Genomic DNA, 20,276 nt, shown 5'->3' on the forward strand with positions numbered 1-20,276 from the left:
AAAATCCAACATGGCACGTTTCTTCATCGATCGCCCGGTGTTCGCCTGGGTGCTGGCGATCTTCATCATCCTGGCCGGTGTGCTGGCGATCCCGCGGCTGGCGGTGGAGCGCTATCCGGCGGTTGCCCCGCCCAGCGTCAGCATCTATGCCAGTTACCCGGGTGCGAGCCCGCAGACGCTGAATGACGCGGTGGTCGGCCTGATCGAGCGCGAGCTGTCCAGCGTCAAGCACCTGCTGTACTTCGAGTCGTCGGTGGACACCTCCGGCGAAGCCTCCATCACTGCGACCTTCAAGCCGGGTACCAACCCGGAGCTGGCGCAGGTGGACGTGCAGAACCGGATCAAGGCGATCGAGCCGCGCCTGCCGCGCAGCGTGCGCCAGAACGGCCTGTTCGTGGAGGCCGCCGATTCCGGCTTCCTGATGCTGGTCGGCCTGCGTTCGCCGGATGCCGGCGTCAGCGAGGCCGCACTGGGCGACTTCATGGCGCGCAACATCATCGAGGAGCTGCGCCGCATCGATGGCGTCGGCCGCGTGCAGCTGTTCGGTGCGGAGCAGGCGATGCGCGTGTGGCTGGACCCGACCCGGCTGACCGGCTACGGCCTGACCATGGGCGATGTGGCCACCGCCATCGAGCAGCAGAACCTGGAGATCTCGCCGGGGCGCATCGGCGATTCTCCGGGTGTTCCGGGCCAGCGCATCACCGTGCCGCTGAGTGCCGATGGCCAGCTGTCCACGCCGGAGCAGTTCGCTGCCATCGTGCTGCGCGCCGGGGCCGACGGCTCGCGGGTGGTGCTGGGCGATGTCGCCCGCGTCGAGCTGGGCGCGCAGAGCTATGCCTGGGGCACCCGCGAGGATGGCCATCCGGCCACCGCCGCCGGCGTGCAGCTGCGTCCTGGCGCGAACGCGGTTCGCACCGCGTCGGCGGTGCGCGAGCGCATGGCCGAGCTGGCGCCGCTGCTGCCGCGCGGCGTGGAATCGAGCATTCCGTTCGACACCGCACCGTTCGTCAAGATCTCGATCCAGAAGGTGGTGCAGACGCTGCTGGAGGCGATGCTGCTGGTGTTCGCAGTGATGTACCTGTTTCTGCAGAACTGGCGCTACACGCTGATTCCGGCACTGGTCGCACCGATCGCGCTGCTGGGCACTTTCGCGGTGATGCTGGCGCTGGGCTTCTCGATCAACGTGCTGACCATGTTCGGCATGGTGCTGGCAATCGGCATCATCGTCGACGACGCCATCGTGGTGGTCGAGGGCGTGGAACGGATCATGGCCGAGGAAGGCCTGCCGCCGCGCGAGGCCACCATCAAGGCGATGCGCGAACTGACCGGTGCGGTGATCGGCATCACCCTGGTGCTGACCGCGGTGTTCATTCCGATGGCGCTGGCCAGCGGCTCGGTGGGCGCGATCTACCGCCAGTTCACTGTGGCGATGGCGGTGTCGATCCTGTTCTCGGCGCTGCTGGCATTGAGCCTGACGCCGGCGCTGTGCGCGACCCTGCTGCGCCCGAACACCCATGGCCATCATGGTCGTAGCGGGCTGTTCGGCGCCTTCAACCGTGGCTTCGAACGGATGACCGGGCGCTACCAGCGTGGTGTGGCGTCGGTGCTGCAGCGGAGCGGGCGGGTCATGGGCGTGTTCGCTGCGCTGGTGGCCGCGCTGCTGCTGGGCCTGCACTGGCTGCCGGGCGCCTTCCTGCCGGAAGAGGACCAGGGCTACTTCATGACCTCGATCCAGCTGCCGGCCGAAGCCACCGCCGAACGCACGCTGGCCGTGGTCGAAGCCTACGAACGGCACGTGGCGTCACGCCCGGGCATCGGCTCCAACCAGTCGATCCTCGGCTACAGCTTCTCCGGTTCCGGCCCGAGCGCGGCGCTGACCTACACCATGCTGAAGGATTGGGGCGAGCGTGCAGGGGCCACCGCGGCCGGCGAAGTGGAGGCCGCGCAGAAGGCGATGGCGACGATTGCCGAGGGCGAGGTGATGAGCGTGATGCCGCCGGCCATCGACAGCCTGGGCCGTTCGTCCGGCTTCTCGCTCGCCCTGCAGGCGCGTACCGGGCAGAGCCAGGCAGAGCTGCGTGCGGCCCTGCAGCAGCTGCTGAAGCTGGCCGAGGCCAGCCCGCTGCTGTCGGAGGTGCATGCCGATGGCCTGCCTGCAGGCACCAGCGTGCGGCTGGACATCGACCGTGCCAAGGCCGAGGCGATGGGCGTGGGGTTCGAGCAGATCAGCAGCACGCTGTCGGCGGCGGTGGGCTCGCAGTACGTCAACGACTTCCCCAACAAGGGGCGGCTGCAGCAGGTGATCCTGCAGGCCGATGCGCCCCACCGGATGGAGCTGGAGGATGTGCTGAGGCTGTACGTGCGCAACAGCGAAGGCGGCATGGTGGCGTTGTCGGAACTGGTGACGCCGCACTGGACCGAGGCGCCGCTGCAGCTGCAGCGCTATCTCGGCTTCCCGGCGCTGAACCTGTCCGGCGCACCGGCCTCCGGCGTGTCGACCGGCCAGGCCATGGCAGAGATGGAGCGGTTGGCGGAGAAGCTGCCGTCCGGTTTTGCCCTGCAGTGGACCAGCCAGTCGCTGCAGGAGCGGGAGTCCGGTGCGCAGGCGCCGTGGTTGCTGCTGTTGTCGATGCTGGTGGTGTTCCTGGTGCTGGCGGCACTTTACGAGAGCTGGTCGATCCCGCTGGCGGTGATGCTGGTGGTGCCGCTGGGCCTGCTCGGTGCGGTTGCTGCGGTGCTGTTGCGGGGCATGCCCAACGACGTGTTCTTCAAGGTCGGCATGATCACCGTGATCGGGCTGTCGGCGAAGAACGCAATCCTCATCGTCGAGTTCGCGCGCCAGCTGCAGCAGCAGGGTCGCGGCCTGGTTGAAGCGGCGCTGGAGGCGGCGCGGCTGCGCCTGCGGCCGATCGTGATGACCTCGTTGGCGTTCGCGCTGGGCGTGGTGCCGCTGATGCTGGCGCAGGGCGCGTCGAAGGAAACCCAGCAGGCGATTGGAACCGGTGTGTTCGGCGGCATGGTCAGTGCGACGGTGCTGGCGGTGTTCTTCGTGCCGGTCTTCTATGTAGTGGCGCAGGGCGCGCGGCAGTGGATCGCGCAACGCCTGCGCAGGCGCCGGCCGATGCCGGAAGGATCCGTGGATGGAACGGGACATCGTTGAAGACCTGCATGAGCGGCAGTTGGCAGCGCTGGAACAGCGCCTGCGGCAGGCATTGCTGGATGACGACCACGATGCGCTGACCGCGCTGGTATCGCCGGCATTGTTCATGATGGACGGGCAGGGCGGACGCTTGCTCGACCTGCCGTGGCTGGGCGACTGGCTTGCCGGAAACCTGCACGTGCGCAGCCTGCAGTCGTACGCGGTGGAAACGCTGCTGTGCGGACGCCTGGCATTGTTGTCCAGCGACGTGCGCTTGTCGGTGCGCGGGCAGGGCCAGGAGCGCGAGCTGAAACTGCGTCTGCTGCGGGTGTGGACCTGCAGTTCCGGCGAAAGCGGCGCGCAGCTGTTGTCGATGGCGGTACTGGCCGCATGAGCGCGGTCAGGCCGCTTTCAGGCCGCTTTCAGGCCCAGCTCACCGACAGGTGGTAGGGTCGAGCCTCTCTGTAGTGTCGACAAGGAGTCGAGCCATGCGTGTAGTACCCAGTCTGTTGGCAGCCTCCCTCGGGTTGGTGCTGGCCGCGTGCCAGCCGGCCCAGCCGCCCGCCGCAGGCGGCAATGACGCCCCGCCTGCCGCGCCGCAGCCGAGCGCCAGCATCGAAGGTGGCAGCGAGACCACGTACCAGTGTGGAGATCTGAACGTGCGCGCGACCTTCAATGGCGAGGATGCGGCCACGGTGGTGATCGGCGAACGCACCTTCGCCATGAGCTCCGAGCGTGCGGCGTCGGGTGCCAAGTACGGCGATGGCAAGGGCAACAGCTTCTGGACCAAGGGCAGCGATGACGGCCTGTTGAGCCTGAAGGGCGAGGCGGACCGAGAGTGCCATGCGCTCGAAGCCACTGAACGCGATGGCAGCGCCGGCAATGCCGCATTCCGTGCCACCGGCAATGAGCCGGGCTGGCTGGCGGTTGTCGACGGCGACACGCCGGGCCTGCAGGTGGAAGTGGATTACGGTGAGCGTCGTTTCGATGTCGCCAAGCCCACCGCAGGTGCTGACGGCTGGAGTGGCAAGGCGTCCGATGGCACCGACGTCAAGCTCAGCTTCCAGCGCACGACCTGCCAGGACGACATGAGTGGCGAGGCGTTCGATGCCAGGGTGAACCTGACCATCGGCACCCGCCAGTACCACGGCTGCGGCAATTTCGGCGCGAAGCAGCCGTAAGCTACCTGTAGAGCCGAGCCACGCTCGGCTGCAGTCCCTCTCCAACGCACAGCAGCCGTGCGTGGGCTCGTTGCAACACGACTGCTACATCCGATGGCCTGCCTGCGGCGAACACGCCGCAGGCAGGGACAGGCAGCCGATCAGCGCGAGGCGCTTAGTCGGCACGGCCCGCGAATTCGCCGGTGGCGGTGTTCACCAGCACGCGTTCGCCGTTGACGATGTACTCCGGCACCATGATCTCGATGCCGGTGTTGAGCTTGGCCGGCTTCGGGCGCTTGGTGGCGGTGCCGCCCTTCAGTTCCGGCGGCGTCTCGATCACTTCCAGCACCACCGAGGCCGGCAGCTGGATCGCCACCGGCTGCTCGTCGATGACCTGCACGTAGATGCCGGTCAGGCCGTCGGTGATGTAGCCGGCGTCATCGCCGATCACGTCCGCGTCCAGGGTGTAGGGGGTGTAGTCCTCATCATCGAGGAAGACGAAGGCGTCGCCGTCCTTGTACGAATAGGTGGACTGGCGGCGCAGCAGTTCGACCTCGACCAGGTTGTCGTCGGCATCGAAGCTGGCGTCGAGCTTGTTGCCGCCCGGCACGCTGTACATGATGAAGCGGAAGCGGACGTTGCCGCCGCGACCCTGCGGCGAGCTGCGCTCGATGTCGCGGATCTGGTACACGCCGTTGTTGTACTCGACGACGTTGCCCTTCTTGATGTCGTTGGCTTTCATGGTGATCTAGGTCGTTGGGGGAGGGCGCCGTCCCGGCGCCCGTGGGGAATCACTTCGGAGCGAGGCGGGTAGCGCCGTCCAGGCGGATGGTCTCGCCGTTGAGGTAGGTGTTGCCGAGGATGAAGCCGACCAGGCTGGCGAAGTCTTCCGGCTTGCCCAGGCGTGACGGGAACGGAATCGAGGCGGCCAGCGACTGCTGCACGGCTTCGGGCATGCCGTCGACCATCGGTGTCCAGAACACGCCCGGAGCAATCGTATTGACGCGGATGCCGAAGCGCGACAGTTCGCGCGCCATCGGCAGCGTCATCGAGACCACGCCGCCCTTGCTGGCGGCATACGCGGCCTGGCCGATCTGGCCTTCATAGGCGGCGATGCTGGCGGTGTTGATGATCACGCCGCGCTCGCCGTCAGTGCCCGCTTCGTTGTGCTGCATGCGGTTGGCCGCGGCCTTGGCCACGTTGAAGCTGCCGACCAGGTTCACCATCACCGTGCCCTGGAAGCCGGCCAGCGGCATCGGGCCTTCCTTCCCCAGCACGCGGCCGGCGCCGAGGATGCCGGCGCAGTTCATCGCCACGTTCAGGCCGCCGAGGAAATCGTGGGCCTGGTCGATGGCCGCGGTCACCGCCGCCTCATCGCTGACGTTGACGTTGAAATAGCGGGCCTTGTCGGCACCCAGCCCGGCAATGGCGGCAGCGCCCTTGTCGTCGTTGAGGTCGAACAGGGCCACCTTGCCGCCCTGGGCGACGAGGTGCTGGGCCACGGCCAGGCCGAGGCCGGAGACGCCGCCAGTGATCACGGCACGTACGGAAGACAGCTGCATTGAACGGTCCTGCAGGTTCGAGAACCGCCGATTCTAACGGAAGCCGCGACCGCCGCTGTTGTGCACTGCGCCGCCTTTGCGGGGCGGCGCAGTGCGGCGGTCAACCGGCGGCGGCCAGCGCCTGCCCGGTGCGGCTGGCGGTGGCGCGGCCGAGCAGGCCGGCCAGCCAGCGGCCGGTCTCGGCCAGTGCCGGCAGGTCCACGCCGCTGTCCAGGCCGAGGCCCTGCAGCAGGTAGACCACGTCTTCGCTGGCCACATTGCCGCTGGCGCCCTTGGCATACGGGCAGCCACCGGCACCCGACACCGCACTGTCGACCACGCGCACGCCTGCTTCCAGGCAGGTGGCGATGTTGGCGATGGCCTGGCCGTACGTATCGTGGAAGTGCACGGCCAGTGCTTCCATCGGAATCTCGGCAGCGACCGCCTGCAGCATCGCCCGTGCCTTGCGTGGTGTGCCGACGCCGATGGTGTCGCCCAGCGAGATTTCGTAGCAGCCCATCTGGTGCAGGGCGCGTGCAACGCGCACCACATCAGCCAGCGGCACTTCGCCCTGGTAGGGGCAGCCGAGCACGGTGGAGACGTAGCCGCGCACGCGCACGCCATCGGCGGCGGCACGGCGCAGGATCGGCTCGAAGCGCGCCAGCGATTCATCGATGCCGGCATTGGTATTGGTGCGGTTGAACGCCTCGGACGCGGCGGTGAACACCGCTACTTCCTCGACGCCCACCGCACGGGCGCGGTCGTAGCCCTGTTCGTTCGGCACCAGTACCGGGTAGTGGATGCCTGGCCGGCGCTGGATGCCGGCATAGACCTCGGCGGCATCGGCCAGCTGCGGGATCCACTTCGGGCTGACGAAGCTGGTCGCCTCGATGCTGCGCAGCCCGGTGGCCGACAGGCGGTTGATCAGTTCGATCTTGTCGGCGGTGGAGACCGACTGCTTTTCGTTCTGCAGGCCGTCACGCGGCCCGACCTCGACGATGCGGACGTAGTCGCTCATGCGGTTGCCCCATTGGCGGGGCGGTGGCAGACCGCCTCGATGTTGTTGCCATCCGGGTCCAGCACGAAGGCGCCGTAGTAGTCCGGGTGATACCACGGGCGCAGGCCCGGGGCGCCGTTGTCGCGGCCACCGGCGGCGAGGGCGGCGGCATGGAAGGCGTCCACCTGGTCGCGGCTGGCGCAGGCGAAGGCCACGTGCACGCCATGGCTGGCGGTGCCGCCATTGCCAAGCCAAAAGAACGGCTTGCCGTCGCGGCCGAAGCCGATGTGGTCGTGCGCGCCGGTCTGTTCGGCGGTCACTTCCATCACCACGCCGATCTGCAGTGGCGCCAGTGCCTGCAGGAAGAAGGCCTTGCTGCGCGCCAGGTCGGCGCTGGTCAAACCAAGGTGATCGAGCATGTTCAGGCTTCCGTGACCCAATGGGGCGCGCGCTTGTCGAGGAAGGCGCCCAGGCCTTCCTGGCCCTCGGCCGACACCCGCAGGCGCGCGATCAGGGCGGCATTATCGCGATCCAGGGTGTCGCGGTCATGGCTGTCGCGGACCTGGCGGACCAGTTGCTTGGCGGTGGACGAGGCGATCGGGCCGGCCTTGTCGAGCAGGGCCAGCTGGCGTTGCACGGCCTCGTCCAGGCGTTCGGGCTCGACCAGCTGGTGGACCAGGCCGATGCGCAGCGCGGTGTCGGCGTCGAAATGCTCGCCGGTGGCGAACCAACGGCGGGCCTGGCGCGGGCCGATGGCTTCGATCACATAGGGCGAGATCACCGCCGGCAGCAGGCCGAGGCGGCTTTCGGTCAGGCCGAAGCGGGCCGAGGTGCTGGCGATGGCAATGTCGCAGCAGGCGACCAGGCCGACGCCGCCACCGAAGGCCGCGCCATGGACCCGGGCCAGGGTCGGCTTGGGCAGCTCGTCCAGGGTGCGCATCAGCCGGGCCAGGGCCAGCGAGTCCTCGAGGTTATCGGCTTCGCTGGCCGCCGCCATGCCGCGCATCCACTGCATGTCGGCACCTGCCGAGAAGGAGGCGCCGTGGCCGGCCAGCACCACCGCGCGCACCGAAGCATCGTGGCCGGCGGCCTCCAGTGCGGCGGTCAGCCGGGCGATCAGCCCGGCGTCAAAGGCGTTGTGCAGCTCCGGCCGGTTCAGCCAGAGGGTGAGGACGGCGCCGCTGCGCTCGATCTGCAAAGCATCGTTCATGGGATTCCAGGGTCACTCCATACCTGTATGGATCATAGCGGGCCATTGGTCATGGGCCATGACGCGACGCGGGAATGTTAGAATCGAGAACCATTTACATCCAGCAGAGAACACGCTAGATGACGCTGTCCGAACTGCCGCTGCACACCTCGGCCGTGGTCGAGTCCGTGCAGGACCTGCATGCCAACGATGCCATCGCCCGTCGCCTGCGCGAGCTGGGTTTCGTGAAGGGCGAGGAAGTGCGCCTGGTGGCCAAGGGTCCGGTGGGGGGAGAGCCGCTGCTGGTGCAGGTCGGGTTCACCCGTTTCGCGCTGCGGATCAGTGAAGCCAAGCGGGTCGTGGTCGACGCCGCCAGCCAGGAACGACGCGCATGACTGCTACTGCCACTACCGCCCCCCTGCGCGTTGCGCTGGTTGGTAACCCCAACAGCGGCAAGACCGCACTGTTCAACCAGCTGACCGGCAGCCGGCAGAAGGTTGCCAACTACACCGGCGTCACCGTCGAGCGCAAGGAAGGCCGTCTGCGTGCGCCGTCCGGCCGCGAGTTCGCGGTACTCGACCTTCCGGGCGCCTACAGCCTGCATCCGGCCAGCCTGGACGAGGCGATCACCCGTGACCTGTGCCGGGGCTTCTACCCGGGCGAAGCCGCGCCGGATGTGCTGCTGTGCGTGATCGACGCCACCAACCTGCGCCTGCACCTGCGCTTCGCGCTGGAACTGCGCGAGCTGGGCAGGCCGATGGTGGTGGCGCTGAACATGGTTGATGCGGCCCAGCGCCGTGGCATCCAGGTGGACGTGGCCGCGCTGGAGCGCGAGCTGGGCGTGCCGGTAGCGGAGACCGTGGCGGTGCGCAAGCAGGGCGCCAAGGCCCTGGTCGAACGCCTGGATGCGATGGTCCCGCACCTGGATGCACCGGTGCCGGGCCCGGAAGGTGGCATCGATTACCACGCCAGGGTGCGCGAGATCCTGTCGGTGGCCGTGCGCATGCCGGCGCGGACCGCGAAGATCGACGACGCGCTGGACCGCTGGCTGCTGCACCCGGTGTTCGGGCTGATCAGCCTGGCGGTGGTGATGTTCCTGATCTTCCAGGCCGTGTACGCCTGGGCGACGCCGCTGATGGACGCCATCGAGGCCGGTTTCGCCTGGCTCGGCGCCTTCGTCGGCAGCGTCCTGCCGGAAGGCCCGCTGGCCAGCCTGCTGACCGACGGCATCATCGCCGGTGTCGGTGGCGTGGTGGTGTTCCTGCCGCAGATCCTGATCCTGTTCTTCTTCATTCTGGTGCTGGAGGAATCCGGCTACCTGCCGCGTGCGGCGTTCCTGCTCGACCGCATGATGGCCGCTGCCGGCCTGTCCGGTCGCTCGTTCATCCCGCTGCTGTCCAGCTTCGCCTGCGCAGTGCCGGGCATCATGTCCACGCGCAGCATCCAGGACCCGCGTGACCGCCTGGCCACGATCCTGGTGGCGCCGCTGATGACCTGTTCCGCACGCCTGCCGGTGTACGCGCTGCTGATCGGTGCGTTCATTCCGCAGAAGACGGTATGGGGCGTGTTCAACCAGCAGGGCCTGGTGCTGTTCGGCCTGTACGCGGCCGGCATCCTCAGCGCGCTGGCGATGTCGTGGATCATGAAGAAGTGGCGCCGCGACAAGAGCGAGCATCCGCTGATGCTGGAACTGCCGTCGTACCGCCTGCCGCACGTGCGTGACCTGGCGGTCGGCCTGTACGAGCGCGGCATGATCTTCCTCAAGCGCGTTGGCGGCATCATCCTGGCGCTGACCATCCTGCTGTGGGTGCTGTTGTCGTTCCCGGCAGCGCCGGCGGGGGCCACCATGCCCGCGATCGATTACAGCTACGCCGGCCAGATCGGCCATGCAATGGCTGTGTTCTTCGCGCCGCTGGGCTTCAACTGGCAGATCTGCATCGCGCTGATCCCGGGCCTGGCCGCGCGTGAAGTGGCGGTGTCTTCGCTGGCCACCGTGTATGCGCTGTCGGCAGCCGATGACGATGCTGCCAGCCAGGCACTCACCCCGCTGATCAGCGATGGCTGGTCGCTGGCTACCGCACTGTCGCTGCTGGTCTGGTACATCTACGCCCCGATGTGCATCTCGACGCTGGCCACCATCAAGCGCGAGACCAACTCGTGGAAGCAGATGGGCTTTGCTGCGTTCTACCTGTTCGCGGCGGCCTACGTGGCCGCGCTGATCACCTACCAGGTGACCAGGGCGCTGGGAGGCGGCTGATGGATGCCGGCCTGCTGGTCCAGTACCTGATCATCGCGGTGGCCGTGCTGGTCAGTGCCTGGGTGGTGTTGAAGAAGCAGTTCCCCGGTACCGTGCGCAAGCTGCGCGGTGCGTTGGCGCTGGCCCTGCTGAAGCCCGGTCGCGCCGCCTGGCTGCAGGCGCTGGGGCGGAAGGTCGCGCCACCGGCGAGCGGAAGTGGCGGTGCCTGTGGCGGTTGCGACAGCTGCGGGCCGACTCCGCCGAAGCGGCACTGACGCTGCTTTTCCTGCGCTGGTGGGTGCGAACCTTGGTTCGCACGCTTTCCGGGGTTCAGACCTCCCTGCGGATGATCGCCCGGAAGCGTCCATCCCGATTCAATCGCCGCACCGATTCCCGGTTCCCATGGGTTGCCGCGAAGCCGGCCACGTCGGCAAGGGCATCGAGCAGCAGGGCTTTCAGTCCGTCGCGGTTTCCAGCCTGCAGCAGGTCTTCAAGATCCTGCTGGATGAAGGCCCGGCGCAGGCCTGGTGTCTCTTCGATCCGCCAGTCGACGTGGGGCGTGGGAATGCTGGAGCGGTACCTGAAAGCCGTTTCAAGATCGTCAGGTGCGAGGGGATGCTTGAGCAGCTCTGGAAAGTAGAGTCCAGCATTCACATAGAAACCCCGGCTTTCGCTGGCACGCTGGTGATTCACGACAAGCAGGGCATCATCCAGCAAGCGGTAGCGGGTAGTCGTGGTCCCGGCAAAGCCGGTCTTCCTGGCGCACTTGCTGAAGACAGTCGAGGATTTCATGGGCTTTGCCCGGCCGGAACAGGGGGGCACAGCCTTGAGGCGCGGTGCCTGGCGGTCAATTGGCAAACGCGACACCCGCAACGAGCGCCCCAGGTGCGTGCGAACGCCCCGGGTGGGTGCGAACCTTGGTTCGCACGCTCTTCTGGCTAGTTGGCGCGTGAGCCCAGCTCCGCCGCCAGCGCCAGCCACTTGCTGCGTTGTGCCGCTGTACTGCTGCGTACAGCGCCAAGGCGGCTGACACGCACCGGGCGGATGCCGCAGAACTGCAGGGTGGTGGCGCGGATCTGGGCGATGCCCGGGTCGCGGTAGACCCAGCGGTAGTACCAGGGCGGCGTATCCAGCGTGGTGATCACCCGCGCGCTGCGCCCGGCCAGCAGCCGGTCCCACCACACCGAATCGCGCCGGTAGCGGAAGGCGTACCCCGGCAGCAGCACGCGATCGAAGAAGCCCTTCAGCAGTGCTGGCATCGCGCCCCACCAGGTGGGGTAGACCAGCACCAGGTGATCGCAGGCCTCGATCGCTTCCGCGGCGTCCTGCAGGTCGGCTTCCAGCGGCTGGATCTGACGGTAGCCGTGGCGCAGTACCGGGTCGAACTGGAGGTCACCCAGTGCGATCAGGCGCACCCGGTGGCCAGCATTCTCGGCGGCGGTGGCATAGCGCTGGGCGAGGGCGCCGCACAGGCTGTCACGGTCAGGATGGCCCAGCAGGATCAGGATGGAACGGGACACGGCAACCTCGCGCAATGGAAAGTGCGCGAGGTTGGGGTCTGCCCCAGGGGCAGAGTCAAACCGGGGTGGTGCAGCCGCTGGGTTGCAGGATGCAGTCGCCGCTGCCGGAGTGCAGCCACTGCTGCAGTTCGTCGCTGACCAGCTGCAGGTCGCGCTCGACCTGTGCCAGCCGCATCCGCTCGTCGGCAATGCGGCCGCGCTGCTGCTCCAGCAAGGCCAGTACCGCTGGCCAGTCGAGCCGTCCATCGCGGCCCTGCAGGCGCAAGATCGCGGCCAGGGTGATGCCCAGCCCCAGTGCCTGGCGGATCAGCTGCACCCAGGCCACGTCCTGTTCGCAGTAGTCGCGATAGCGGTTCAGGCGTGGCACCGGCGGCAGCAGTCCGCGCGCCTCGTACAGGCGGATGGCCTTGGCACTGGCGCCGGTCAGGCGGCTGACTTCGGAGATGCGCATCGACTCAGTCCCGCACCAGCCCGCCATCGACCACCAGGTTCTGACCGGTCACCGCGCGCGACCAGGGGCTGGCGAAGAACAGCGCGGCATCGGCGAACTCGGCCGGCGTGGTGACGCTGCGCAGTGGCGTGTTGGCGGCGATGTAGTCGAACACTGCTTCCGGCGTGGCGGCGCTGGCATCGGTGGTGCGCAGCAGGCCGCCGGACAACATGTTCACGGTGATGCCATGCGGGCCGAGGTCGCCGGCCAGGGTGCGGGTCAGCGACAGCAGTGCGGCCTTGGCGGCGGTGTAGTCGTGATAGGGCACCACCGGATTCTGGAACAGGTTGGTGCCGATGTTGATCACCCGACCGAAGCGATGGGCCTGCATGCCGGGCAGGGCGGCCTGCACGGTGTTCAGCGCGCCGCGCACGCTGCCCTCGAACTGCGCCTGGAACGCCGGCCAGCCGATGTCGGCAGCGCCGTCGCGGGCATCACCATTGAACGAGAACGCTGCCAGTGCGTTGTTGACTACGGTGGTGACGCCCTGGCCGAAGTGGGCCAGGGCGTGCTGCAGCATTGCATCGATCTCGGCGCGCTCAGTGACATCGGCCGGCAGCGCGATCGCCTGTCCGCCCAGCTCGGCAGCCAGAGCACGTGCGGCGCCTTCGCTTCGGTGGTAGTTGATGATGACGCGCGCGCCCTGGGCGGCGAAGGCGCGGGCGATGTGCTGGCCAAGGCCGCGGCCGGCACCGGTGACCAGCACCAGCTGTTCGCTGATCTGCATGAGGGAACTGCCATCCATTGCATGAAAGGGCATGCAGCGTAGCAGCGATGACGCTTGCCGGAGCGGGCGTGCTGCCGCTAGCCTGCAGGCATGAACCAGACTCCCCTGCGATTGCTCATCCACGGTGCCTCCGGGCGCATGGGCCAGGCCCTGCTGCGGCTGGCCGCCGAACATCCCGAAACCCTGCAGATCGCCGCTGCGGTGACGGGTCGTGCGCCAGCCCAGCGCGTGGTCGATGGCGTACCGTTCTTCGCGGCCAGCGAGCTGCCCGGTGCGCCGGCATTCGACGTGGCGATCGACTTCAGCCTGCCGGAGGGTTTCGACCCGATGCTGGCACTGTGCGTGGAACGTGGTGCGGGGCTGGTCTCGGGCACTACCGGCATCTCCAGCACGCAGCGCCAGGCGCTGGAGGCCGCCGCGGCGAAGATCGCGCTGGTCTGGGCCTCGAATTTCAGCCTGGGCGTGGCGGTACTGGACGAACTGGTCGAGCGCGCGGCGCAGGCGCTGGCCGGCTGGGACTGCGACATCGTCGAGTCTCACCACACCCAGAAGAAGGACGCACCGTCGGGCACTGCACTGACCCTGGGCGCGGCCGCGCAGCGGGGCGGGGCGGAGCCGCACTATGCCAGCCTGCGCGCTGGTGACATCGTCGGCGAGCATCTGGTGCAGTTCGCCGGGCTGGGCGAGCGTATCGAGCTGGTGCACCGGGCCACCAACCGCGACATCTTCGCCCGCGGCGCCCTGTTCGCCGCACGTCAGCTGCATGGCCGGGCCCCGGGCAGCTACCGGGTACGGGACCTGCTGGACGGGCCCAGGTAACGGGCCCGGGTCGATGGTAGATGCCAACCTTGGTTGGCAGGCTTTCCGGGAAGCGCCAACCAAGGTTGGCATCTACCAGGGGCGCGGCGGACCCCGCATACGCCGCCGGATTGAAATGAATGCGCAATCGCCCGTTCATGAAGCGTGATAACCGCTGGCGCGAGCGCCCCGGCAGCGCTACAATTCGCACTCGCCGAATCACGAAAGCCGGACCGGTCCCAGACCGTACGTCCGCGCTTTTTTGCAACCGGATTTCCGTGAAGCGCAGGCGTGACTTCGGCAGCCCCCTCGGTAGCCAAAGTGAGATTCCCGTGACCCAAGCCGCAATCCTCGTCCTCGAAGACGGCACCGTATTCGAGGGCGAATCCGTAGGCGCGCCCGGCCTGTCCGTCGGTGAGGTGGTGTTCAACACCGCCATGACCGGCTACCAGGAAGTGCTGACCGACCCGTCCTACGCCCGGCAGATGGTCACGCTGACCTATCCGCATATCGGCAACACCGGCATGACCGACCAGGACAATGAAGCGTCCAAGGTGTGGTCGGCCGGCCTGATCGTGCGCGATGTTCCGCGTCGCCCCAGCAACTGGCGCAGCCAGGTGTCGCTGCAGGACTGGCTGATCCAGCGTGGCGTGGTTGCCATCGCCGGCATCGACACCCGCAAGCTGACCCGCATCCTGCGCGAGAAGGGCGCGCAGAACGGTGCGCTGATGGCCGGCGACATCGACGTGGAAAAGGCACTGGAAGCCGCCCGCAAGTTCCCGGGGCTGAAGGGCATGGATCTGGCCAAGGTCGTCACTACCGAGAAGACCTACACCTGGACCGAGGGCCAGCTGGACCTGGATGCCAACGCTTTCGTCAGCGTGCCGGCCAAGTACAAGGTCGTGGCCTACGACTTCGGCGTGAAGACCAACATCCTGCGCATGCTGGCCGAGCGCGGCTGCGAAGTGACCGTGGTGCCGGCGCAGACCCCGGCCGCCGAAGTGCTGGCGCTGAAGCCGGATGGCGTGTTCCTGTCCAACGGCCCGGGTGACCCGGAACCGTGCGACTACGCCATCGAAGCGATCAAGACCTTCATCGACGTGAAGATCCCGACCTTCGGCATCTGCCTGGGCCACCAGCTGCTGGGCCTGGCCTCGGGCGCGCAGACCATGAAGATGGGCCACGGCCACCACGGTGCCAACCACCCGGTGCAGGACCTGGACAGCGGCCGGGTGATGATCACCTCGCAGAACCACGGCTTCGCGATCGATGAAGCGACCCTGCCGCCGACCCTGCGCGTGACCCACCGCTCGCTGTTCGATGGCACCAACCAGGGCGTGGCCCGCACCGACGTGCCGGCGTTCTCGTTCCAGGGCCATCCGGAAGCGTCGCCGGGCCCGACCGATGTCGGCCCGCTGTTCGACCGCTTCGTGGTGCTGATGGAGCAGGCCAAGGCGTGATCAGTACGCCGCCGGCCCCCGGTGGCGTCGCGATGGACCGTAAACCCCGCATCGCTGCTGCCCCTGGCGCGGCGCTGCGGATCAAGATTCCTGATCGACAGCGTGCGATCACTCCCCCTTGTCACGCTGTACTGACTTAGAGAAGAAAATGCCCAAGCGCACTGACCTCAAGACCATCCTCATCATCGGTGCTGGCCCGATCGTCATCGGCCAGGCCTGCGAGTTCGACTACTCCGGCGCCCAGGCCTGCAAGGCCCTGCGTGACGAGGGTTACCGCGTGGTGCTGGTCAACAGCAACCCGGCCACGATCATGACCGACCCGGAGATGGCCGACGCCGTCTACATCGAGCCGATCAACTGGCAGACGGTCGAGAAGATCATCGCCAAGGAAAAGCCCGATGCACTGCTGCCGACCATGGGTGGCCAGACCGCGCTGAACTGCGCGCTGGACCTGGCCGACAACGGCGTGCTGGAGAAGTACAACGTCGAACTGATCGGCGCCAAGCGCGAAGCGATCCGCATGGCCGAAGACCGCGAGCTGTTCCGCGTGGCCATGGGTGAGATCGGCCTGGAGTGCCCGACCGCCGCCGTCGCCCACACCCTGGACGAAGCGCTGGAAATCCAGACCCGCGTTGGCTACCCGACCATCATCCGCCCCAGCTTCACCCTGGGCGGCAGCGGTGGCGGCATCGCCTACAACCGCGAAGAGCTGGTCGAGATCGTCAGCCGTGGCCTGGAACTGTCGCCGACCACCGAAGTGCTGGTGGAAGAGTCGGTGCTGGGCTGGAAGGAGTTCGAGATGGAAGTGGTCCGCGATACCGCGGACAACTGCATCATCGTCTGCTCGATCGAAAACCTCGACCCGATGGGCGTGCACACCGGTGACTCGATCACCGTGGCGCCGGCACAGACCCTGACCGACAAGGAATACCAGCGCCTGCGCGATGCCTCCATCGCCGTGCTGCGCAAGATCGGCGTCGATACCGGTGGCTCGAACGTGCAGTTCGGCATCAACCCGAAGACCGGCCGCGTGGTCGTCATCGAGATGAACCCGCGCGTGTCGCGTTCCTCGGCGCTGGCTTCCAAGGCCACCGGCTTCCCGATCGCCAAGGTTGCCGCCAAGCTCGCCGTGGGCTACACCCTGGACGAACTGAAGAACGAGATCACCGGTGGCCTGACCCCGGCCTCGTTCGAGCCGTCCATCGATTACGTCGTCACCAAGATCCCGCGCTTCGCCTTCGAGAAGTTCCCGGCCGCCGACGCCCGCCTGACCACCCAGATGAAGTCGGTGGGTGAAGTGATGGCGATGGGCCGCACCTTCCAGGAGTCGGTGCAGAAGGCCCTGCGTGGCCTGGAAACCGGCAAGGTCGGCTTTGACCCGACCGGCCTGGACCTGGGCAACGAAGACGACCTGCAGACCCTGCGCCGCGAACTGAAGGCGCCGGGTCCGGAGCGCCTGTTCTTCGTCGCCGACGCCTTCCGTGCCGGCATGAGCGTGGACGAGATCTACGCGCTGTCCTTCATCGACCACTGGTTCCTGGACCAGATCGAGGAAATCATCGCGGCCGAAGGCGAAGTCGCCGCCGGTGGCATCGACGCACTGGACGCTGCGCGCCTGCGCAAGCTGAAGCGCGCCGGTTTCTCCGACGCGCGCCTGGCGCAGCTGACCGGCACCAACGAAGCCGCCATCCGCGCGCTGCGTCGTGCGCACAAGGTGCGCCCGGTCTACAAGCGCGTGGACTCCTGTGCCGGTGAATTCTCCACCGGTACCGCCTACCTGTACTCGACCTACGAGGACGAGTGCGAGGCCGCGCCGAGCAACCGCGACAAGATCATGATCCTGGGCGGTGGCCCGAACCGCATCGGCCAGGGCATCGAGTTCGACTACTGCTGCGTGCACGCGGCACTGGCGCTGCGCGAGGATGGCTATGAAACCATCATGGTCAACTGCAACCCGGAAACCGTGTCGACCGACTACGACACCTCCGACCGCCTGTACTTCGAACCGCTGACCCTGGAAGACGTGCTGGAAATCGTCGAACTGGAACAGCCGAAGGGCGTGATCGTGCAGTACGGCGGCCAGACCCCGCTGAAGCTGGCGCGCGCGCTGGAAGCCAACGGCGTGCCGGTGATCGGCACCAGCCCGGATTCGATCGACCTGGCCGAGGACCGCGAGCGCTTCCAGCAGCTGGTCGACAAGCTGGGCCTGAAGCAGCCGCCGAACCGCATCGCCCGCAACGACCAGGAAGCGCTGCTGCTGGCCCGCGAGATCGGTTACCCGCTGGTGGTGCGCCCGAGCTACGTGCTGGGCGGCCGTGCGATGGAAATCGTCTACGGCGAAGCCGACCTGGCCCGCTACGTGCGCGACGCGGTGAAGGTGTCCAATGATTCGCCGGTGCTGCTGGACCGCTTCCTCGACAACGCCGTGGAGTGCGACGTCGACATCATCGCCGACAAGGAGGGCAACGTCCTGATCGGTGGCGTGATGGAGCACATCGAAGAAGCCGGCGTGCACTCGGGCGATTCCTCCTGCTCGCTGCCGCCGTACTCGCTGTCGGCTGAAACCCAGGCCGAGCTGCGCCGCCAGGTGGTGGAGCTGGCCAAGGCCCTGAACGTGGTCGGCCTGATGAACACCCAGTTCGCGATCCAGACCAGCGACGAAGGTGCCGACACCATCTACCTGCTGGAAGTGAACCCGCGTGCCTCGCGCACCGTGCCGTTCGTGTCCAAGGCCACCGGCATGCCGCTGGCCAAGATCGCCGCGCGCTGCATGGCCGGCAAGAGCCTGGCCGAGCAGGGCGCGACCAAGGAAATCGTGCCGGACTATTACTCGGTGAAGGAAGCGATCTTCCCGTTCGCCAAGTTCCAGGGCGTCGACCCGATCCTCGGGCCGGAGATGCGCTCCACCGGTGAGGTGATGGGCGTGGGCCGCAGCTTCAACGCCGCCTTCGCGCGTGCGCAGGAAGCCGGTGGCATCAAGGCGCCGCCGGTCGGCAAGGCCTTCGTTTCGGTCCGCGATCCGGACAAGAAGCGCGTGCTGCCAGTGGCCAAGGCGCTGCTGGCGCGTGGCTACAGTCTGGTCGCGACCCGTGGCACCGCCGCGTGGCTGCAGCAGCACGGCATGGACTGCGAGATCATCAACAAGGTGGTCGAAGGCCGTCCGCACATCGTCGACTCGATCAAGAACGGCGAGATCGTCTACATCGTCAACACGACCGAAGGTCGTTCGGCGATCAACGACTCGTTCTCGATCCGTCGCGAGGCGCTGCAGCATCGCGTTACCTACTCGACCACCATTGCCGGCGCCAAGGCGCTGGTGGATTCACTGGAATTCCGCGGCACCGGCCCCGTCTGGTCGCTGCAGGAGCTGCACAAGGAGTTGAATGCATGAGAGCCCCCATCACGATGAAGGGCGCGCAGAAGCTGCGCGACGAACTGGATCACCTGAAGTCGGTCAAGCGCCCCAAGGTGATCGCCGCCATCGCCGAAGCACGTGAGCATGGCGACCTGAAGGAGAACGCCGAGTACCACGCCGCGCGCGAGGAACAGGGCTTCATCGAAGGCCGCATCAAGCAGCTCGAAGGCGAGCTGTCGCACGCCGAGATCATCGACGTGAGCAAGCTCAATGCAGGCTCCAAGGTGGTGTTCGGCGCCAGCGTGACGCTGGCCGACGTGGAAACCGACGAAGAGAAGAAGTACCAGATCGTCGGTGACCTGGAGGCGGACATCAAGCAGGGCCTGATCGCGATTTCCTCGCCGGTGGCGCGCGCGATGATCGGCAAGCTGGAAGGTGATTCGATCGTGATCGACGCCCCGGCCGGCCAACGCGAGTACGAGATCGTCAGCGTCAGCTACGTGGACTGACCCGGTGGCAACGGCGACCCTGCTGTTGCCGGCACGCAGCCGCTTTGCCGCGGCTGCGTTGCCGGACGATGTGGCGCGCGCGCTTGGCCGCGCCACGACGGTGCAGGTCGCACCGGGTGAACGCGCGCAGCTGACGCGCCATTTCACGGTCGCCGCGCCGCAGTGGCCGGTGGCCGCGTTGACCCGCCAGCGCGACGTCGGCGATGCCGCTGGCGCCAGCTGGCTGCGTGCCGATCCGGCCTGCATGGTGCCGGACATGCATGGCGCGCGGATGATGGCCTACGGCGAAACGCTGCGACCGACCCTGGCCGACTGCCTGGCCCTGCTGCCGGTGCTGCAGCCCTTGTTCGCCGATGCCGGATTCGTGCTCGACGCACCGGACCCTTCGCGCTGGTACCTGCGCCTGCCGATCGACCTGGCCCTGCCGGACTTCGACAGTCCGGACGAGGTGCTGGGCGATGACCTGTTCTCGCACCTGCCGGAAGGCGAGGGCGGCCGCCGTTGGCGGGCGCTGATGACCGAAGCGCAGGTACTGCTGCATAACCATTCCTGGAACCAGCAGCGCGCCGCGCAGGGACAACAGCCAATCAATTCGCTGTGGTTCTGGGGTGGTGGCGTGATGCCGGTGTCGGTCAGCACGCCGCACGCACAGGTGCGCAGCCGCGATGCGCTGCTGCAAGGCCTGGCTCTTGCGGCTGGCGTAGCCGTGGATGGCGAGCAGGCGGTGGATGCACTGGTTGATCTGCGCCAGCTGCGCTCGCTGCAGCAGCTCGGCAACGATGCGATCCGTCCGCTGCTGGCCGCGCTCAAGCGCGGCGAGCTGCAGCGGCTGGTGCTGGATTTCGAGGACGGCCTGCAGTTCCAGCTGGATCGCGGACAGCACTGGCAGTTCTGGAAGAAGCCGCGCCAGCTTCACGACTGATCGGGGCCTCCGCCGAGCGGGGTCGGGTCCGTTCTCCTAGGGAAAACGGCTCTGACCCCATTTTGTCTATCGATATCTGAAAGATGTGTCGACCAAGGTCGACACCTACCAGCAGCGGCGTGAACCTGTCGAAGGTGGGGCGGTGTCGGATTGCGGGGTGTCAGCCGCATGGATGCGGCTGCCAAGCCTACAGGGACGTACTTGCGGCGTCCCCGCAATCCGACACCGCCCCG

20 protein-coding genes are annotated in these 20,276 nt (G+C 67.4%); 11 read left to right on the plus strand and 9 right to left on the minus strand.

Annotated elements, in window-relative coordinates:
• The first annotated feature begins 10 nt into the window (after window positions 1-10).
• From AC5P60_RS13385 to AC5P60_RS13395, 3 genes are all read left to right on the plus strand, one after another.
• Entirely contained in the window at window positions 11-3,160 is a 3,150-nt protein-coding gene (locus AC5P60_RS13385) for a multidrug efflux RND transporter permease subunit (RefSeq protein ID WP_483692740.1), read from the plus strand.
• Window positions 3,141-3,533: a nuclear transport factor 2 family protein gene (locus AC5P60_RS13390; protein ID WP_005413199.1), complete on the plus strand. Its 393-nt coding sequence runs from the start codon at window positions 3,141-3,143 to the stop codon at window positions 3,531-3,533. The genes AC5P60_RS13385 and AC5P60_RS13390 overlap by 20 nt, the downstream gene beginning before the upstream one ends.
• A 94-nt stretch (window positions 3,534-3,627) precedes the next feature.
• Entirely contained in the window at window positions 3,628-4,320 is a 693-nt protein-coding gene (locus AC5P60_RS13395; RefSeq protein ID WP_483692739.1) for a COG3650 family protein, read from the plus strand.
• Window positions 4,321-4,474: 154 nt separating this feature from the next.
• On the opposite strand, the gene yeiP is transcribed toward AC5P60_RS13395, so the two are convergent.
• From yeiP to AC5P60_RS13420, 5 genes are all read right to left on the minus strand, one after another.
• Window positions 4,475-5,041 (minus strand): elongation factor P-like protein YeiP, encoded by a 567-nt coding sequence (gene yeiP / locus AC5P60_RS13400; protein WP_005409468.1) that lies wholly within the window; start codon window positions 5,039-5,041, stop codon window positions 4,475-4,477.
• Between the two features lie 49 nt (window positions 5,042-5,090).
• Window positions 5,091-5,861, minus strand: a complete 771-nt coding sequence (locus tag AC5P60_RS13405) for an SDR family oxidoreductase (RefSeq protein ID WP_005409469.1) — start codon at window positions 5,859-5,861, stop codon at window positions 5,091-5,093.
• 100 nt (window positions 5,862-5,961) lie between these two features.
• Window positions 5,962-6,858 (minus strand): hydroxymethylglutaryl-CoA lyase, encoded by an 897-nt coding sequence (locus AC5P60_RS13410; protein WP_005409470.1) that lies wholly within the window; start codon window positions 6,856-6,858, stop codon window positions 5,962-5,964.
• On the minus strand, window positions 6,855-7,256 hold the full coding sequence (locus tag AC5P60_RS13415; RefSeq protein ID WP_049402821.1) for a VOC family protein: 402 nt from the start codon (window positions 7,254-7,256) through the stop codon (window positions 6,855-6,857). Before AC5P60_RS13415 ends, AC5P60_RS13410 begins: the two co-directional genes overlap by 4 nt.
• A gap of 2 nt (window positions 7,257-7,258) precedes the next feature.
• Window positions 7,259-8,047, minus strand: a complete 789-nt coding sequence (locus AC5P60_RS13420; protein WP_483692738.1) for an enoyl-CoA hydratase/isomerase family protein — start codon at window positions 8,045-8,047, stop codon at window positions 7,259-7,261.
• Between the two features lie 119 nt (window positions 8,048-8,166).
• On the opposite strand from AC5P60_RS13420, the gene AC5P60_RS13425 reads away from it, so the two are divergent.
• Genes AC5P60_RS13425 through AC5P60_RS13435 form a run of 3 tightly spaced genes read left to right on the plus strand, consistent with a single transcriptional unit; the run spans window position 8,167 to window position 10,537 of the window.
• Window positions 8,167-8,421 (plus strand): FeoA family protein, encoded by a 255-nt coding sequence (locus AC5P60_RS13425; protein WP_005409473.1) that lies wholly within the window; start codon window positions 8,167-8,169, stop codon window positions 8,419-8,421.
• Complete coding sequence (feoB, locus tag AC5P60_RS13430; protein ID WP_483692737.1) at window positions 8,418-10,283, plus strand: ferrous iron transport protein B; 1,866 nt, start codon at window positions 8,418-8,420, stop codon at window positions 10,281-10,283. Before AC5P60_RS13425 ends, feoB begins: the two co-directional genes overlap by 4 nt.
• Window positions 10,283-10,537: a DUF6587 family protein gene (locus AC5P60_RS13435; protein ID WP_033833455.1), complete on the plus strand. Its 255-nt coding sequence runs from the start codon at window positions 10,283-10,285 to the stop codon at window positions 10,535-10,537. The genes feoB and AC5P60_RS13435 overlap by 1 nt, the downstream gene beginning before the upstream one ends.
• A 55-nt stretch (window positions 10,538-10,592) precedes the next feature.
• Here the strand turns inward: AC5P60_RS13435 and AC5P60_RS13440 are convergent, their stop codons facing one another.
• From AC5P60_RS13440 to AC5P60_RS13455, 4 genes are all read right to left on the minus strand, one after another.
• A complete protein-coding gene (locus tag AC5P60_RS13440; protein WP_049431942.1) occupies window positions 10,593-11,054 on the minus strand; it encodes a DUF4304 domain-containing protein in 462 nt (153 codons plus the stop codon).
• A gap of 146 nt (window positions 11,055-11,200) precedes the next feature.
• The gene (locus tag AC5P60_RS13445) at window positions 11,201-11,782 is read right to left on the minus strand and encodes an NAD(P)H-dependent oxidoreductase (protein ID WP_483692736.1); all 582 of its coding nucleotides are present in this window, start codon (window positions 11,780-11,782) and stop codon (window positions 11,201-11,203) included.
• 55 nt (window positions 11,783-11,837) lie between these two features.
• Complete coding sequence (locus AC5P60_RS13450) at window positions 11,838-12,233, minus strand: MerR family transcriptional regulator (RefSeq protein WP_242899239.1); 396 nt, start codon at window positions 12,231-12,233, stop codon at window positions 11,838-11,840.
• A 4-nt stretch (window positions 12,234-12,237) separates the two neighbouring features.
• On the minus strand, window positions 12,238-12,999 hold the full coding sequence (locus AC5P60_RS13455; RefSeq protein WP_427916209.1) for a 3-oxoacyl-ACP reductase: 762 nt from the start codon (window positions 12,997-12,999) through the stop codon (window positions 12,238-12,240).
• 90 nt (window positions 13,000-13,089) lie between these two features.
• Between AC5P60_RS13455 and dapB the strand changes: the two genes are divergently transcribed.
• From dapB to AC5P60_RS13480, 5 genes are all read left to right on the plus strand, one after another.
• On the plus strand, window positions 13,090-13,818 hold the full coding sequence (dapB, locus tag AC5P60_RS13460; RefSeq protein ID WP_483692735.1) for a 4-hydroxy-tetrahydrodipicolinate reductase: 729 nt from the start codon (window positions 13,090-13,092) through the stop codon (window positions 13,816-13,818).
• 311 nt (window positions 13,819-14,129) lie between these two features.
• Window positions 14,130-15,257, plus strand: a complete 1,128-nt coding sequence (carA, locus tag AC5P60_RS13465; protein ID WP_005413213.1) for a glutamine-hydrolyzing carbamoyl-phosphate synthase small subunit — start codon at window positions 14,130-14,132, stop codon at window positions 15,255-15,257.
• A gap of 148 nt (window positions 15,258-15,405) precedes the next feature.
• Window positions 15,406-18,648 (plus strand): carbamoyl-phosphate synthase large subunit, encoded by a 3,243-nt coding sequence (gene carB / locus AC5P60_RS13470; RefSeq protein ID WP_495201757.1) that lies wholly within the window; start codon window positions 15,406-15,408, stop codon window positions 18,646-18,648.
• A gap of 8 nt (window positions 18,649-18,656) precedes the next feature.
• The gene (gene greA, locus AC5P60_RS13475) at window positions 18,657-19,121 is read left to right on the plus strand and encodes a transcription elongation factor GreA (RefSeq protein WP_181453298.1); all 465 of its coding nucleotides are present in this window, start codon (window positions 18,657-18,659) and stop codon (window positions 19,119-19,121) included.
• 4 nt (window positions 19,122-19,125) lie between these two features.
• Window positions 19,126-20,043, plus strand: a complete 918-nt coding sequence (locus tag AC5P60_RS13480) for a phosphoglycerate mutase (RefSeq protein ID WP_033833450.1) — start codon at window positions 19,126-19,128, stop codon at window positions 20,041-20,043.
• The last annotated feature ends 233 nt before the right edge of the window (window positions 20,044-20,276 follow it).

The organism is Stenotrophomonas sp. YJH_SMC_120 (assembly GCF_059368675.1).